This window comes from Duganella hordei, from assembly GCF_040369125.1.
In the GTDB taxonomy this organism is placed as follows: Bacteria; Pseudomonadota; Gammaproteobacteria; order Burkholderiales; family Burkholderiaceae_D; genus Rugamonas; species Rugamonas hordei.
Genome location: NZ_BPWI01000001.1, coordinates 793256 through 807071, shown reverse-complemented (window position 1 = coordinate 807071; position 13816 = coordinate 793256). Strand labels below are relative to the sequence as shown.

General features: G+C 65.1%; 13 protein-coding genes. 10 read left to right on the top strand and 3 right to left on the bottom strand.

Features of this window, described 5'->3' with window-relative positions:
• Window positions 1-176 precede the first annotated feature (176 nt).
• Window positions 177-1067 carry a LysR family transcriptional regulator gene (locus ABWW33_RS03415; protein WP_176650877.1) on the bottom strand — a complete coding sequence of 297 codons (891 nt, stop codon included), beginning with the start codon at window positions 1065-1067 and terminating at the stop codon, window positions 177-179.
• Window positions 1068-1093: 26 nt separating this feature from the next.
• Window positions 1094-1978 (bottom strand): N-acetylmuramic acid 6-phosphate etherase, encoded by an 885-nt coding sequence (locus ABWW33_RS03410; protein ID WP_353398860.1) that lies wholly within the window; start codon window positions 1976-1978, stop codon window positions 1094-1096.
• Window positions 1979-2126: 148 nt separating this feature from the next.
• On the opposite strand from ABWW33_RS03410, the gene ABWW33_RS03405 reads away from it, so the two are divergent.
• The 10 genes from ABWW33_RS03405 (at window position 2127) to ABWW33_RS03360 (ending at window position 12728) form a co-directional block, all read left to right on the top strand.
• The gene (locus tag ABWW33_RS03405; protein ID WP_353398857.1) at window positions 2127-3419 is read left to right on the top strand and encodes a serine hydrolase domain-containing protein; all 1293 of its coding nucleotides are present in this window, start codon (window positions 2127-2129) and stop codon (window positions 3417-3419) included.
• On the top strand, window positions 3419-4660 hold the full coding sequence (locus ABWW33_RS03400) for a D-amino acid dehydrogenase (protein ID WP_353398854.1): 1242 nt from the start codon (window positions 3419-3421) through the stop codon (window positions 4658-4660). Before ABWW33_RS03405 ends, ABWW33_RS03400 begins: the two co-directional genes overlap by 1 nt.
• Window positions 4661-4716: 56 nt before the next feature.
• Window positions 4717-6186 (top strand): sensor domain-containing diguanylate cyclase, encoded by a 1470-nt coding sequence (locus tag ABWW33_RS03395; protein WP_353398851.1) that lies wholly within the window; start codon window positions 4717-4719, stop codon window positions 6184-6186.
• Window positions 6187-6325: 139 nt separating this feature from the next.
• On the top strand, window positions 6326-6850 hold the full coding sequence (locus ABWW33_RS03390) for a PRC-barrel domain-containing protein (protein ID WP_176650872.1): 525 nt from the start codon (window positions 6326-6328) through the stop codon (window positions 6848-6850).
• A 107-nt stretch (window positions 6851-6957) separates the two neighbouring features.
• Entirely contained in the window at window positions 6958-8040 is a 1083-nt protein-coding gene (locus ABWW33_RS03385) for an ABC transporter substrate-binding protein (protein WP_353398849.1), read from the top strand.
• A gap of 80 nt (window positions 8041-8120) precedes the next feature.
• Window positions 8121-9551, top strand: coding sequence for a circularly permuted type 2 ATP-grasp protein (locus ABWW33_RS03380; protein WP_176650870.1), 1431 nt, complete (start codon window positions 8121-8123; stop codon window positions 9549-9551).
• A gap of 10 nt (window positions 9552-9561) precedes the next feature.
• The gene (locus ABWW33_RS03375) at window positions 9562-10506 is read left to right on the top strand and encodes an alpha-E domain-containing protein (protein WP_176650869.1); all 945 of its coding nucleotides are present in this window, start codon (window positions 9562-9564) and stop codon (window positions 10504-10506) included.
• A gap of 13 nt (window positions 10507-10519) precedes the next feature.
• A complete protein-coding gene (locus ABWW33_RS03370; protein ID WP_353398845.1) occupies window positions 10520-11323 on the top strand; it encodes a transglutaminase family protein in 804 nt (267 codons plus the stop codon).
• 44 nt (window positions 11324-11367) lie between these two features.
• Window positions 11368-12243 carry a proteasome-type protease gene (locus ABWW33_RS03365; RefSeq protein ID WP_176650867.1) on the top strand — a complete coding sequence of 292 codons (876 nt, stop codon included), beginning with the start codon at window positions 11368-11370 and terminating at the stop codon, window positions 12241-12243.
• A 74-nt stretch (window positions 12244-12317) separates the two neighbouring features.
• Entirely contained in the window at window positions 12318-12728 is a 411-nt protein-coding gene (locus tag ABWW33_RS03360) for an Hpt domain-containing protein (RefSeq protein ID WP_176650866.1), read from the top strand.
• 16 nt (window positions 12729-12744) lie between these two features.
• Here the strand turns inward: ABWW33_RS03360 and ABWW33_RS03355 are convergent, their stop codons facing one another.
• Complete coding sequence (locus tag ABWW33_RS03355; RefSeq protein WP_176650865.1) at window positions 12745-13494, bottom strand: SDR family oxidoreductase; 750 nt, start codon at window positions 13492-13494, stop codon at window positions 12745-12747.
• Between the last annotated feature and the right edge of the window lie 322 nt (window positions 13495-13816).

Genomic DNA, 13816 nt, shown 5'->3' with positions numbered 1-13816 from the left:
TTAGTCCCATGCTTCCTATGCCAGCTAATGAAAATAGCTACTGTGCGTATAACTTTTAGTAATGAAGCCGGGCTTTGCGCAGCAGCATGCCAGTGGGGAGCGATTTGCGAAATGGTATTTGTATCTTTTTTGCCACGTTGTTATTAATAAACATCAGCCGACGGGCAGCTGCGCGGTCAGCTAAGTAAGGCGCGGGCGGCTTCGGCGATGCTGCGGGCCAGTTGGCCGGCGCCGTGCGACAGCGGCGCGTGGGCCGGCGTCAGCAGGTAGAGCTGGATGGGGATTTCCGGCGCCCATGGCCGGCTTTGCAGGCGTCCGCGGCCCGATGCGGCGGTGAACGGATCGACCACCGCCATGCCGCCGCCCGCCTCCACCAGCGAACGGGCGATCTGGTAAGTCTGCACCACCGTGTGGAAGCGCGGCTGGATGCCTTGCGCCTCGCAGGCCGCCACCACCATCTCGCCCAGCGGATCGTTGTCGGCGTAGCCGATCAGCTCGCCTTCCAGCTGCGGCGCGGTCAGCGGCGTGGCGCTTTCCTGGTCCGGCCAGCGGCCCAGCGGCGCGATCACCGTCATCACGCCCTGCGCGATCGGTTCGGCGACGATGCCGGGATGGCGCGGGTCCTGCAGCGACAGGCCGAGATCGGCCTCGCCCAGGCGCAGCGTGTTGACGATCTCGCTGGTGTGGTGGGTGGCCAGTTCGCAGCGGGTGTCGGCGAAGGATCGACGCCAGTCGCTCATGGCCTGCGGCAGCACGCTGACGGCGATGGTCGGCGTCGACACCAGGCGGATGGTTTCCACCGTGCGGCCCTTGAGGCTGGCGGCCAGGCGGCGGATGCCCTGCAGGTCGCGGTTGAGCTTTTCGGTCTCGGCGAACAGGCGGTGCGCTTCCGGCTTCGGGTACAGCTTGCCGCGCACGCGCTCGAACAGCGGCATGCCCAGTTGCAGCTCGCAATGCTGCAGCACCTTGGTGACGGCCGGCTGCGAAATGTGCAGCACCTGCGCCGCGCCGCTGATGGTGCCGACCTGCATGATCGCGTGGAAAACTTCGATATGACGTAACCGCATCGTCCTTCTTTCAATAGCGCAATGCGTTACTGTAGCAGGAGTGCCGCCCGGACGCTGCCATGAGTTTGCTCGAGCAAGGCTTGCGCGTCCGCCACGGTGCGCTTGCGCATCAGCGCGACGATGGCGACCTTGACGTGGAAGCCGCATTGTTCCAGCACCGCGCGGGCGCTGGCCTCGTCGGCGCCGGTCACATGCATGGTCAGCGCGACGGCGCGGCGCACCAGCTTGGCGTTGGTGGCCTTCATGTCGACCATCAGGTTGCCGTAGACCTTGTTCAGCCGCACCATGATGGCGCTGGAGATGGTGTTGAGGACGATTTTCTGCGAGGTGCCGGCCTTCAGCCGAGTGCTGCCGGAGATGACTTCCGGCCCGGTATCGAGCGTGATGCCGAACTCGGCCCGGATGGCGACCGGCGCGCCGCCGTTGTTGGCGATGCCTATGGTCAGCGCACCGCTGGCGCGCGCCACGTCCAGCGCGCCCAGCACGTAAGGCGTGGTGCCGGAGGCGGCCAGCAGCAGGACGACGTCGTCGGCTTGCGGCCGCAGCCCGGCCATGTCGAGTCCGCCCTGCTCCCGGTTGTCCTCGGCGCCTTCGACCGCCTGGAACATCGCGCCCTTGCCGCCAGCCAGCAGCGACAGCGCCCGTTCATGCGGCCAGGAAAACGTCGGATGCAGCTCGACGCCGTCCAGCACGCCCAACCGGCCCGAGGTGCCGGCGCCGACGTAAATCAGCCTGCCACCGGCGGCAATGCGTGGCACCGCCGCGTCCACCGCGGCGGCGATGACGGCGGCGGCGCCACGCACGGCGTCCAGCGCGTTGAACTGGTCGGCGATCAGCGTGCCAACCAGCTCGGCTACCGGATACTGGTCCAGGCCGGTATGTTCCTGACTCGGGAGTTCGGTCTTTAGCATGCAAGAAGTGTAAGCTTGAATGCCGATTGCGGGTTATGAAAGCTTGCCAGATGGTCATTCCGAAAAGTTATACAAGGAGAGCCGGTTTTCATTGGCCTGGGTCGGATTGGCACAGTATTCTTGCCCTATCGAATAACCAAGGGCCAACATGAAACGCGAAATGCAGGCCTTGATGGGCATGTTGTTGATGTCCGGCGTGACGGCGGTCAGCGCCGGCCCCGCCGCCACGCTGGACCAGGAGCTGGCCGCCGTGGCCGCCGATCCGGCAATGCCGCTGGCCAGCCTGTCGGTGCTGGCGGTGCGCAATGGCAAAGTGCAGTATCAATATCAAACCGGCCAGCGCCGCATCGGCGCCTCGGCCGCGCCGGTCGATGCGGACACCATGTTCCGCATCGCCTCCATCTCCAAGATGATGACCACCTTCGGCGTGATGAAACTGGTGGAACAGCATCTGCTGGACCTGGACGCCGACGCCGGCAGCTACCTCGGCTACGCGCTGCGCAATCCCCACTTCCCCGACCAGCCGATCACCTTGCGCATGTTGCTGACGCATACTTCGTCGCTGCGCGACGACGGCGGCTATTCCTGGGGCGCCGACGTCGCCATCCGCGACAAGCTGACCGGCGCCGCCGGCGTCTGGGCCTCGGCCGCCAATGCGGCGCCCGGCGCGTATTTCACGTACACCAATCTGAACTGGGGCGTGATCGGCACCATCTTGGAAAAAGTCACCGGCGAGCGTTTCGACCGCTTGATGAAGCGCCTGCTGCTGGAGCCGATGGGCATACGCGGCGGCTACAATCCGTCCGAATTCTCCGCAGCCGAACTGGCGGACGTGGCCACGCTGTACCGCAAGCGCACCGTCGATACCGAGGTGTGGGACAGCGCCGGCCCGTGGATCGCGCAAGTGGACGACTACGGCCCGCGGCCGCCGGCGGCGCCCGCCGGCATCGCCCACTACATCATCGGCGGCAACGGCACGTTGTTCAGCCCCACCGGCGGCATGCGCATCTCGGCCAACGATCTCGGCAAGATCATGCTGATGCTGATCAACAAGGGACAGTATCAGGGCCGGCAGATCCTCAAGCCCGAGACCGTGGCGCTGATGTTCAGCCAGCAATGGCAGGACAACGGCAGCAACGGCGACACCTATCGCGGCCTGTACCACAGCTGGGGCCTGGGCAGTCAGCGCTTCGAAGACCTGCCCGCCTCCGGCAACCGGCTGGTCGAGGGCGGCGGCTTCAGCGCGGCCGGCCACCTGGGCGATGCGTACGGGCTGATCTCCACCTTCGTCGTCGACCTCAAGCGCGGCAACGGCATGGTGTCGCTGATCGGCGGCACCGGTGCCGATCCCGAGCGCAATCCCGGCCGCTACTCGGCCATGACGCGCAGCGAAGAGCGCATCCTGACGGCGCTGTACCGTCACGCCATCCTCGGCCAATAATGATGAGCCAGGTGATAGTCATCGGCGGTGGCGTGGTGGGGCTGACATCGGCCTGGTGGCTGGCCGAGGCCGGCTACAGCGTGAGCTTGCTGGAGCGCGAGGCCGAAGTCGGCAGCATGGCCAGCTACCGCAACGGCGGCCAGTTGAGCTACCGCTACGTGGCGCCGCTGGCCGATGCCGGCGTGCCGCTGAAGGCGCTGCAATGGCTGTTCCAGCCCGACGGCCCGCTGCGCTTCAAACCGGAGGCCGACCTGCGCCAATGGCGCTGGCTGGCGCAATTCCTGCGCAACTGCAATGCCGACAGCAACCGCCGCACCACCGCCACCTTGCTGCAATTGGGCGAGCTGAGCCGCAATGCGATGACCGAGCTGTCGCTGCAGTTGCCGCTGTCCGAGTTTTCCTGGCGCGACGCCGGCAAGCTGGTGGTCTACCGCAGCAAGCGCTTGTTCGATCGCGCCGCCGCCAACGCGGCCGCCTACGCCCGCGTGCTGGACCCGGCCGGCACGGCGGCGTACGAGCCGGCGCTGGCGGCGCTGCAGGGCGACCTGGCCGGCGGCATCTTCAATCCGGGCGAGGCGGTGGCCGACTGTCACGCGTTCTGCGTGGCGCTGCGCCAGCGTCTGGCAGATCACCGCAACTTCAGCGGCGTGCTGCGCTGCGACGTGCAGGCGCTGTTGACCGAGCGCGGCCGGATAGCCGGGCTGCAGACCTCGATCGGCAGGCTGGGCGCCGACCATTTCGTGCTGGCGGCCGGCATCGACAGCCGCGACCTGGCGGCCGGCGCCGGCATCTACCTGCCGATCTATCCGCTCAAGGGCTACAGCCTGAGCGCGCCGATACGCCCGCAGGACCTTGCGCCGGAAATCAGCGTCACAGATTTCGAGCGCAAGGTGCTGTACGCGCGCATCGGCGATCAATTGCGCATCGCCGCGATGGTGGACCTGGTCGGCGCCGACCGCCGCATCGACCGCCGCCGCGTCGAGGGCCTGGTGCGGCTGGCCAGGGAAGCCATGCCGGGCGCGGCCGACTATGCCGGCGCCCAGGCCTGGGCGGGGCTGCGTCCGGCCACGCCGAACAGCGCGCCCATCATCGGCGCCACCCGCTACGACAATCTGTGGCTCAACGTCGGCCACGGTCCGCTCGGCTTCACGTTTGCCTGCGGCACCGCCAGCATCCTGGCCGGCATGCTGGGCGGCCAACAGGATCCATTCCCGCTCGACGGCCTGCGTTTGCCGCCCTGATCAGTTGCCAGACAGTCACTTTGCATTACAATTTGGCATTCGAACTTGGGAATGTCATGAAACACTCACTGCTGCATACGCAAACGCACCATACGGCCCGCGCCCTGTCGATGCGCCGATTGTTGCGCGACGGCGCGCCGCATGAGCGCAAACTGGTGTTCGGCTTGTGGCTGCTGTCGCTGGCGGCCAGCATCGCGCTGGGCCTGGCGACCGTGATCTTGCATTGGTCGGGACTGCCGGTCCGGCTGGGCGGGATCGAGCTGTACGTCACCGTCTATCCGCCGCTGGTGATATGCATGCTGTGGACGCTCACCTGCGGCTGGTGGTGGGGCGCGGTTCCCGGCTACCTGGCGACGCTGATGCTGGCCCTCTACAGCGGCATGCCGCCGGGCTGGGCGTTGCTGTTCAGCGCCGCCAATCCGCTGGGCTTCGCCGTCGTCGCGCTGGGCTACCGGGCCATCCCGATCAGCCGCCATCTGCACAACCCGGGCTCGGTGCTGTTTTATTTGCAGCTGGCGTTTGTCGGCGCGATCTTCAGTTCCAGCGGCGCGCTGGTGTGGTGCTACACCAACCGCATCGGCAGCAACGCGCTGCTGCCGATCTGGCAGGGCTGGTGGCTGGGCGCCTTCCTGCAGAGCGTGGTCATCGTGGCGCCGCTGCTGGCGGTGCTGTGGCCGCATATCGAGCGATGGCAGTCGGCGCGGCGATACTTGCTGGTCAAGCCGGGCGCCGATCCGCGCCGCTCGGTGCTGCGGCTGCTGGGCTGCGTGTCCGGCGGCGTGCTGCTGTACGGTTATGCCACGCTGCAGCTGGCCGACCGCCTGCTGCTGGCGCAGTCGGGCGGCATCTCGCCGGGGCTGGCGGCGGTGATGGCGGTGGCCAGGGATACCACCTGGGCGTTCTACTGGGTGATGGCGTTGATCGTCGCCTTCATCGCGTTTTTCGGCTACCAGATGTTCGTGCACTGGCAGAGCCTGACCAACCAGCTGCTGGACGAGCTGCGCGTGGCCAACCAGCGGCTGTACACGCTGGCCGGCACCGACAGCCTGACCGGCCTGCACAACCGCCGCGTGGCGGACGAGCGCATCGCCGCCGAATGGCAGCGCGCGCGCCGCCTGGGCCATGGCGCGGCGCTGTTGATGATAGACATCGATCATTTCAAGCGCATCAACGACGGCCACGGCCATCCGGTCGGCGACGAGGCGATCCGCATGCTGGCGGCGGAAATCCGCGCCATGACGCGCGACATCGACAGCGCCTGCCGCTACGGCGGCGAGGAATTCCTGATCATCCTGCCGCAGGTCGATGCCGAAGGCGCCCATGCGTTTGCCGAACGCCTGCGCCAGCGCGTGGCCGAGCTGCCGGTGGCCTGCGCAGGCGGCACGCTGCACATCACCATCAGCCTCGGCATCGCCCTGTTCGATGCGGCCGAGCAGAGCCATCAGCGGTGGATCGAACGCAGCGACCATGCGCTGTACGAGGCCAAGCGCGACGGCCGCAACCGCGTGGTGCTGCGGTCCGCCTGACTTGGTTCCCCAGGAACTAATCCCTGTCCTACACCGACACCACACGCGCACCTATACCTGTACTGTCGCGGTCCTAGCATGATGAGCATTGTCACCACGTCACTGACGCAGGGACTTTACCAACCATCTGGAGACCAAAATGAGCTACCTAGACCGCGACACATATGGCATCTACAGTAACGACAGCGACACCGACAGCGGCCCCGGCCCACGCCTGATGGGCGCCGACACGCTGATCGGCGAGGACGTCTACAACCGCCAGGACGAAGACCTGGGCGACATCAAGGAAATCATGCTCGACATGCGCCAGGGCCAGGTGGCCTATGCCGTGCTGTCCTTCGGCGGCTGGCTGGGCATGGGCGACAAGCTGTTCGCCGTGCCTTGGCAGGCACTGCAGCTCGACACCGTCAACAAGCGCTTCCTGCTGGACGTGACCAAGGAGCACCTGAAAAACGCGCCGGGCTTCGACAAGGACAACTGGCCCGACATGGCCAGCGCGGAATTCAGCACCCAGATGCACAATTTCTATGGCACCCAGCAGAACATGCCGGGCGCCCGCACCGCCAGCGGCAGCGTGATGGGCAGCAGCAGCGGCAGCCTGCAGAGCGATCCGGGCTACAGCGGCGGCACCACCACTCCTGGCAGCCGCAGCGGCGACCTGTAATCTGGCCCACAGGGCGCACACATTGGCTCGTCAAGGCATGCGATAGCACGCATGCCTGGCGGGCTTCTCTGGTCTAATCGCTGCATCGACAGCCACTAGACCGCCCCATGCGCAAAACCCTTCCAACCCTTCCTCTGGTACTGGCGCTGAGCGCCATCCTTCTCCCCGCCTTTGCCTTTGAACCGCTGCCGCCGGAAACCATGGACGACACCCGCGTGTTCAAGGTGGAAGTGCTGCAAGTCACCGACATCGAGCCCTACCAGGAAGCCTACAACGGCTTCATCGCGTCGCTGCAGGCGAGCGGACTGGTGGCCGGCAAGAACCTGAGCGTCAACCGCGTGGCGATCGACTTCGACGTGGAAAAAGGCGGCTTCTGGAGCAAGCTCGGCGTGCTGCTGCGCATCCGCCAGGAGGCCGGCCGCATCGTCAACGCCAAGCCGGACATGGTGCTGACCATCGGCACGCCGGCCACCAAGTACGCGCGCGGCATGCTGGCCGAGGCCCACATTCCGCTGGTGTTCACGGCCGTGGCCCATCCCGAGGATGCCGGCTGCGTGTCGCTGGTCGACGGCGGCGAAGGCACCACCGGCTCCACCCTGTACACCGACATGTCCGACTCGCTGAAGCTGGTCAGGGACGTGTTCCCCAATGTGCACCGGATCGGCATGGTCCACACCGACGATGAAAACGGCGTCGCCAACGTGGCGGCCGCCACCGGCAGCGGCAAGCCGCTGGGGCTGGAGGTCAGCGCGCGGCTGGTCAACAAGACCGACCACATCGCGCCCACGCTCAAGGAACTGTACAACGGCGGGCACGGCGTCGACATGTTCGCCGTGCCGCTGGACACCTACTACGGCCTGCATCGCTACGAGGCGGCGATGGACCTGGGCGATTTCGGCATGGAAAACCAGGTGCCGGTGGTGACGCTGGCGATGGTGCGCGTGCCGGGCGCGGCGCTGTACATCGGCGCCGACTTCACGCAGGTCGGCCGCCTGGCCGGCAACCAGGCCGCCAAGATCCTGCAGCGCCACACCAAGCCGGACGTGCTGCCCATCCTGCGCCAGCAAAACCCGACCGTGCTGGTCGATCCGGCGCGCATGGCGGCGCTGCACATCACCCTCCCCTCCGCGCTGGCGGACCGCAAGACCGAGGCCAGCAACGGCTTCTGGCAGATCGACCTGGCAAAATGAGTTAATTGCACCAAAACCGGGCATTTGCTCTGGCACGCTTCTTGATAGAAGGTAAACGTACTCACCAGGGAATGTTCGATATGGCAAAATTCTTTAACGAAATGACCGCTGATGGCCTGGCGCACCATGCCAGTTCCGAGGTCCGTGAACACTACCGCGAGTTCTGCGGCTGGCTGCAGCGCCAGTCCGCCGAAACCATCGAGCGCAAGCGCGCCGAGGCCGACCTGACCTTCCGCCGGGTCGGCATCACCTTCGCCGTCTACGGCGACGATGCCGGCACTGAACGGCTGATTCCATTCGACACCATTCCGCGCATCATCCCGGCGGCCGAATGGACGCAGCTGCAGACCGGGCTGGTCCAGCGCGTCAAGGCGCTGAACATGTTCATACACGATATCTATCACGACCAGAACATCATCAAGGCCGGCATCATCCCCGCCGAGCAGATCTACAAGAACGCGCAGTACCGGCCGGAGATGCAGGGCATCAACGTGGTATCCGACATTTACGCCCACATCGCCGGGGTCGACATCGTGCGTGCCGGCCAGGGCGAGTTCTACGTGCTGGAAGACAACCTGCGGGTGCCGTCCGGCGTGTCCTACATGCTGGAAGACCGCAAGATGATGATGCGGCTGTTCCCCGAGCTGTTCGCCCGCAACAAGATCGCGCCGGTCGACCACTATCCCGACTTGCTGCTCGATAACCTGCGTTCGGTCGCGCCCATGGGCGTCAACGACCCGACGGTGGTCGTGATGACGCCGGGCATGTACAACTCGGCCTATTTCGAGCACGCCTTCCTGGCCCAGCAGATGGGCGTGGAGCTGGTCGAGGGCAAGGATTTGTTCGTCAGCGACAATACCGTGTTCATGCGCACCACGCGCGGACCGAAGCGGGTCGACGTGATCTACCGCCGGCTCGACGACGATTTCCTCGATCCGCTGGCCTTCCGCCCGGATTCGTCGCTGGGCGTGCCGGGCCTGCTGTCGGTCTACCGCGCCGGCCGCGTGACCTTGGCCAACGCCATCGGCACCGGCGTGGCCGACGACAAGTCGATCTACCCGTTCGTGCCCGACATGATCAAGTTCTACCTGTCGGAGGAACCGGTGCTGAACAATGTGCCGACCTACCAGTGCAGGAAGCAGGAGGATTTGCAGTACACGCTGGCCAACCTGCCGGAGCTGGTGGTCAAGGAAGTGCACGGCGCCGGCGGCTACGGCATGCTGGTCGGTCCGGCCTCGACCAAGCAGCAGATCGAGGATTTCCGCCAGCGCCTGCTGGCCCGGCCGGACGGCTACATCGCCCAGCCGACGCTGGCCCTGTCGGCCTGCCCGACCTATGTGGAAAACGGCATCGCGCCGCGCCACATCGATCTGCGTCCGTTTGTGCTGTCCGGCAAGACCATTTCGATGGTGCCCGGCGGCCTGACCCGCGTCGCCCTGCAGGAGGGCTCGCTGGTGGTGAACTCGTCGCAAGGCGGCGGCACCAAGGATACCTGGATACTGGAACGCTAAGGAGACAACAATGTTAAGCCGCACCGCAGATCACCTGTTCTGGATGGCCCGCTACACCGAGCGCGCCGAAAACACCGCGCGCATGCTGGATGTGAATGTGCAGACCTCGATGCTGCCGCAGTCCGACGCGGAAAACGCCCGCGGCTGGCGCGCCATGCTCGGCATTTCCGAGCTGCAATCGGCGTTCGACCTCAAGTACGATACGCTGGAAGCGCGCGCCGTCATCGATTTCATGGTGCGCGATCCGGACAATCCCTCGTCCATCGTGGCCTGCCTGACCGAGGCGCGCGAGAATGCCCGCGCCGTGCGCGGCACGCTGACCACCGAAGTGTGGGAAATCCAGAACCAGACCTGGCTGGACATGCAAAAACGCCTGGACAGCGACTTGCTGGAAAACGATCCGAGCAAGTTTTTCGAGTGGGTCAAGTTCCGCTCGCACCTGTCGCGCGGCGTGACGGTCGGCACCATGCTGCGCGACGAGGCCGTGCATTTCATCCGCCTGGGCACCTTCCTCGAGCGGGCCGACAACACGGCGCGTATCCTGGACGTCAAATTCCACGGCGGCGGCGCCGAAAGCGGCACCATGAGCCAGCGCGACTTTTATTACTGGGGCGCGCTGCTGCGCTCCGTTTCCGGCTTCGAGATCTACCGCAAGGTGTATCGCGACGTGATCACCCCGGCCCGCATCGCCGAGCTGCTGATGTTGCGCGGAGACATGCCGCGCTCGCTGCTGGCGTGCATGGACGAGGTGGTGCAAAACCTGCGCGAGGTGCGCAACGACGTGTCGGCCGATACCGAGCGCTTCGCCGGCAAGCTGCACGCCGACCTGCGATTCGCCAAGCTCGACGACATCCTGGCCAACGGCCTGCACGACACGCTGACGCGCTTCCTGGCGGACATCTATCAGTTGGGCAACCGCGTCAGCCGCGATTTCCTGGTGCCGCTGGCGGCATGACCGAGACTATTCCATGCAACTCAATATACGACACGAGACACGCTACACCTACACCACCCCGCTGGCGTACACCATCCAGCAGCTGCACCTGACGCCGCGCGCGGAGGCGCAGCAACACGCTTTATCGTGGAATATCGCCATGCCCGGCCACGTGCACGCGTACACGGACGCCTACGGCAACCTGTCGCACATGATGACGATGAACGTGCCGCACCAGGGCCTGGCCATTGTCGCCTCCGGCGTGGTGGAGACCACCAGCCCGGTCAACGGCAGGATTCCCAACGGCGACACGGTGTCGCCGCTGATCTTCACCGTCTCCACCCGGCTGACCGAGCAAACCCCGGGCATCCTGGAACTGGCGGCCTCGTGCCTGCCGGACGGCAAGGCCCAGACCAAGGATCTGATGTGCCTGGCTGAGCACATCTTTGGTGCGGTCCGGTATCAAAGCGGTGCGACCGCCGTCACCACCAGCGCCAGCGACGCGCTGGAACTGGGCCAGGGCGTGTGCCAGGACCATGCGCACCTGTTCCTGGCCTGCTGCCATGCGCACGGCATTCCGGCCCGCTACGTGTCCGGCTACATCGATCCGGAAACCAGCGACCATGCGGCCAGCCACGCCTGGGTCGACGCCTGGGCCGAGGACAAGGATTACAGCGGCTGGGTCAGCATCGACGTCACCCATGCGCGGCTGATGACGGACGCGTATTGCCGCCTGGCCATCGGCCGCGATTACGATGCGGCGGCGCCGGTGCGCGGCGTGCGGCGCGGCGGCGGCGTGGAGTCGATGAGCGTGGACGTACAGATCGTGCCCCAGTGAGGGTGTACAATAATCGTTCCAGAAATCAATAATTTGCTACGAAGATGACATATTGTGTAGGCATGCGCCTGAACGCAGGGCTGGTGTTCCTGTCCGATTCGCGCACCAACGCGGGCGTGGACCAGGTCGGTACTTTCCGCAAGATGAGCGTGTTTGAAATACCCGGCGAGCGGATGATGGTGATGATGACCGCCGGTAACCTGTCGATTTCCCAGTCGATACGCCAGCTGGTGTCCGAGCAGGTCGGCGCCGACGGGCGCAGCATCTGGAACGCGCCGACCATGCACGAGGCGGCCCGCATCCTCGGCGACGCCGTGCGCCAGGTGCACGAGCGCGACGCCAAGTCGCTGGCCGAGTTCGGCATCGAGTTCAACGTCAGCATCATCTTCGGCGGCCAGATCAAAGGCGAGCGCTGCCGTCTGTTCCAGATCTACTCGGCCGGTAACTTCATCGAGTCGCACGACGAAAACACGTATTTCCAGATCGGCGAGGCCAAGTACGGCAAGCCCATCATCGACCGCGTGGTGACGCCGGCCACCAGCCTGGACGATGCCGCCAAGTGTGCGCTGATCTCGATGGATTCGACCTTGCGCTCGAATGTTTCGGTCGGCCTGCCGCTGGATCTGCTGGTCTACGACAGCGGCGCGCTGGCCGTGACCCATTTCGTCACCATCGACGAGCGCAATCAGTATTTCCAGATGATACGCAGCACCTGGGGCGACCAGCTCAAGAGCGTGTTCGAGGGGCTGGACAACCCGGTCTGGAACGCCGCGCCCGAGGCCACCAGCAACGTCCTGCATTCGACGCGCAGCGGCGGCAAGCCGGTGCGGGTGGCGCCGCCGGCCAATGTGGCCGCCCCGGCAATGTCCACCGCGCCGCTGCAGACGCTGGCACAACAGTTTCATGACGGGCAACAATAAAACGGCAGGCGGCCTCCTGCCCGGAAAGAGTATGATGGCAGCAACATTCAACTTTCACTGCTTTGGAGTGCCGCATGTCTGACGCCTCACCGCCGAAGGGCGAGGAAACGATTTTTTCGGTCGATACCTTACTGAAATACATGGGCAACGACGACAAGGCGCTGGCCATCGTGTCGAAAATCGTCCGCGACGCCTGCGCGCCGGGCCTGGCGCCCATCCAGCAGGCCGGCGCCGCGCTGCGCGAAGAGCGCCTGCCGGAGGCCGGCAAGCTCCTGCACAGCCTGCGCGGCTCGATCGGCACGCTGGGCGCCAAACGCCTGGTGGCATCGTCGCTGAAGGTGGAACAGGCGATCGCCGAGCGCCAGCTCGACCAGATCCCCGCCCTGTTCGCCGCGCTCGAGGCGGAGTACATGCTGGTCTTGCGATCGGCCAACGAATGGCTGCAGCGCAACGCCCCGCAAGACGGAAAAACGGCCCAGGCTTGAACCCGGGCCGTTGCGCCTACAGCTGGCTCATGCCGCCATCAACGATCAGCTCGGTGCCGACGATAAACGCGGCTTCCGGGCTCGACAGATAAACCACCGCACTTGCCACCTCATCCGGCGTGCCGAAGCGTTTCAGCGGGATCATGGCCTGGATGCCGGCCGCCACTTCGTTCAATTGTTCCGCCTCCATGCCCAGCTTGCCGTACAGCGGCGTGGCGACCGGGCCGGGGCTGACCACGTTGACGCGGGCGCCACGGCCGATCAGCTCGGCCGACAGCGTCTTGGCCAGTGAAATCAGGGCCGCCTTGCTGGCGGCGTAGACGCTGGAATTTTCCATGCCGATGTGGGCATTGATCGAACCGTTCAGGATCACGGCGGCGCCCGGGTTCAGCAGCGGCGTGACGGCCTGGATGGTGAAATAGGCGCCCTTGACGTTGGTATTGAAGATGTGGTCCCAGAAAGCGTCGTCAACATTGCCCAGCGGCGAGAACTTGGCCACGCCTGCATTGATGAACACGGCATCCAGCGTCAGGCCCAGCGCGCTGAGCCGGGCGCCCAGCGCGGCTGCGGATTGGCTGTCGGCGGCATCGCTGACGATGGCGATGGCGCCGCCGCCCAGTTGTTCGCGCGCTTCATCCAGCTTGGCCTGGTCGCGGCCGGTGATGACCACGCGGGCGCCTTCCCTGGCGAATTGTTGGGCGGTGGCCAGGCCAATACCACTGTTACCACCGGTCACCAGTACAGTTTTGTTTGCGAAGCGATTCATGATGGACTCCTGAAGTTGGGTTAAGTTGCAGCGCCGGGTTGGCTGCCATGGACTCCACTATATGATTCAGTCGTACTATCAACAATCGGCAAAACAAGCATGTTCCATTCATTAATTATGAATGGATGAGCCTGCTGCATTGCAACCTGCAGACTGCGCCAAGGGTGCTAACGAATGGTTACAATTGTTACCCTGATTAACGCGCTGCCTACAAGAGTAGGAAATTGTTCGTGTTAATATCGCCATCATTCTGCAGCATGGTCCTGGATAGCAAGGCGGAAGCGAGGCTGCATCAAGCGTGCGTCGTGATTTTGGACAATTT

Excerpts from the sequence above, each read along its gene's own strand:
- ABWW33_RS03400 (WP_353398854.1), top strand. The coding sequence starts at position 3,419 with ATGATGAGCCAGGTGATAGTCATCGGCGGTGGCGTGGTGGGGCTGACA.
- ABWW33_RS03370 (WP_353398845.1), top strand. The coding sequence starts at position 10,520 with ATGCAACTCAATATACGACACGAGACACGCTACACCTACACCACCCCG.
- ABWW33_RS03380 (WP_176650870.1), top strand. The coding sequence starts at position 8,121 with ATGGCAAAATTCTTTAACGAAATGACCGCTGATGGCCTGGCGCACCAT.
- ABWW33_RS03375 (WP_176650869.1), top strand. The coding sequence starts at position 9,562 with ATGTTAAGCCGCACCGCAGATCACCTGTTCTGGATGGCCCGCTACACC.
- ABWW33_RS03360 (WP_176650866.1), top strand. The coding sequence starts at position 12,318 with ATGTCTGACGCCTCACCGCCGAAGGGCGAGGAAACGATTTTTTCGGTC.
- ABWW33_RS03385 (WP_353398849.1), top strand. The coding sequence starts at position 6,958 with ATGCGCAAAACCCTTCCAACCCTTCCTCTGGTACTGGCGCTGAGCGCC.
- ABWW33_RS03410 (WP_353398860.1), bottom strand. The coding sequence starts at position 1,978 with ATGCTAAAGACCGAACTCCCGAGTCAGGAACATACCGGCCTGGACCAG.
- ABWW33_RS03405 (WP_353398857.1), top strand. The coding sequence starts at position 2,127 with ATGAAACGCGAAATGCAGGCCTTGATGGGCATGTTGTTGATGTCCGGC.
- ABWW33_RS03415 (WP_176650877.1), bottom strand. The coding sequence starts at position 1,067 with ATGCGGTTACGTCATATCGAAGTTTTCCACGCGATCATGCAGGTCGGC.
- ABWW33_RS03355 (WP_176650865.1), bottom strand. The coding sequence starts at position 13,494 with ATGAATCGCTTCGCAAACAAAACTGTACTGGTGACCGGTGGTAACAGT.
- ABWW33_RS03365 (WP_176650867.1), top strand. The coding sequence starts at position 11,368 with ATGACATATTGTGTAGGCATGCGCCTGAACGCAGGGCTGGTGTTCCTG.
- ABWW33_RS03390 (WP_176650872.1), top strand. The coding sequence starts at position 6,326 with ATGAGCTACCTAGACCGCGACACATATGGCATCTACAGTAACGACAGC.
- ABWW33_RS03395 (WP_353398851.1), top strand. The coding sequence starts at position 4,717 with ATGAAACACTCACTGCTGCATACGCAAACGCACCATACGGCCCGCGCC.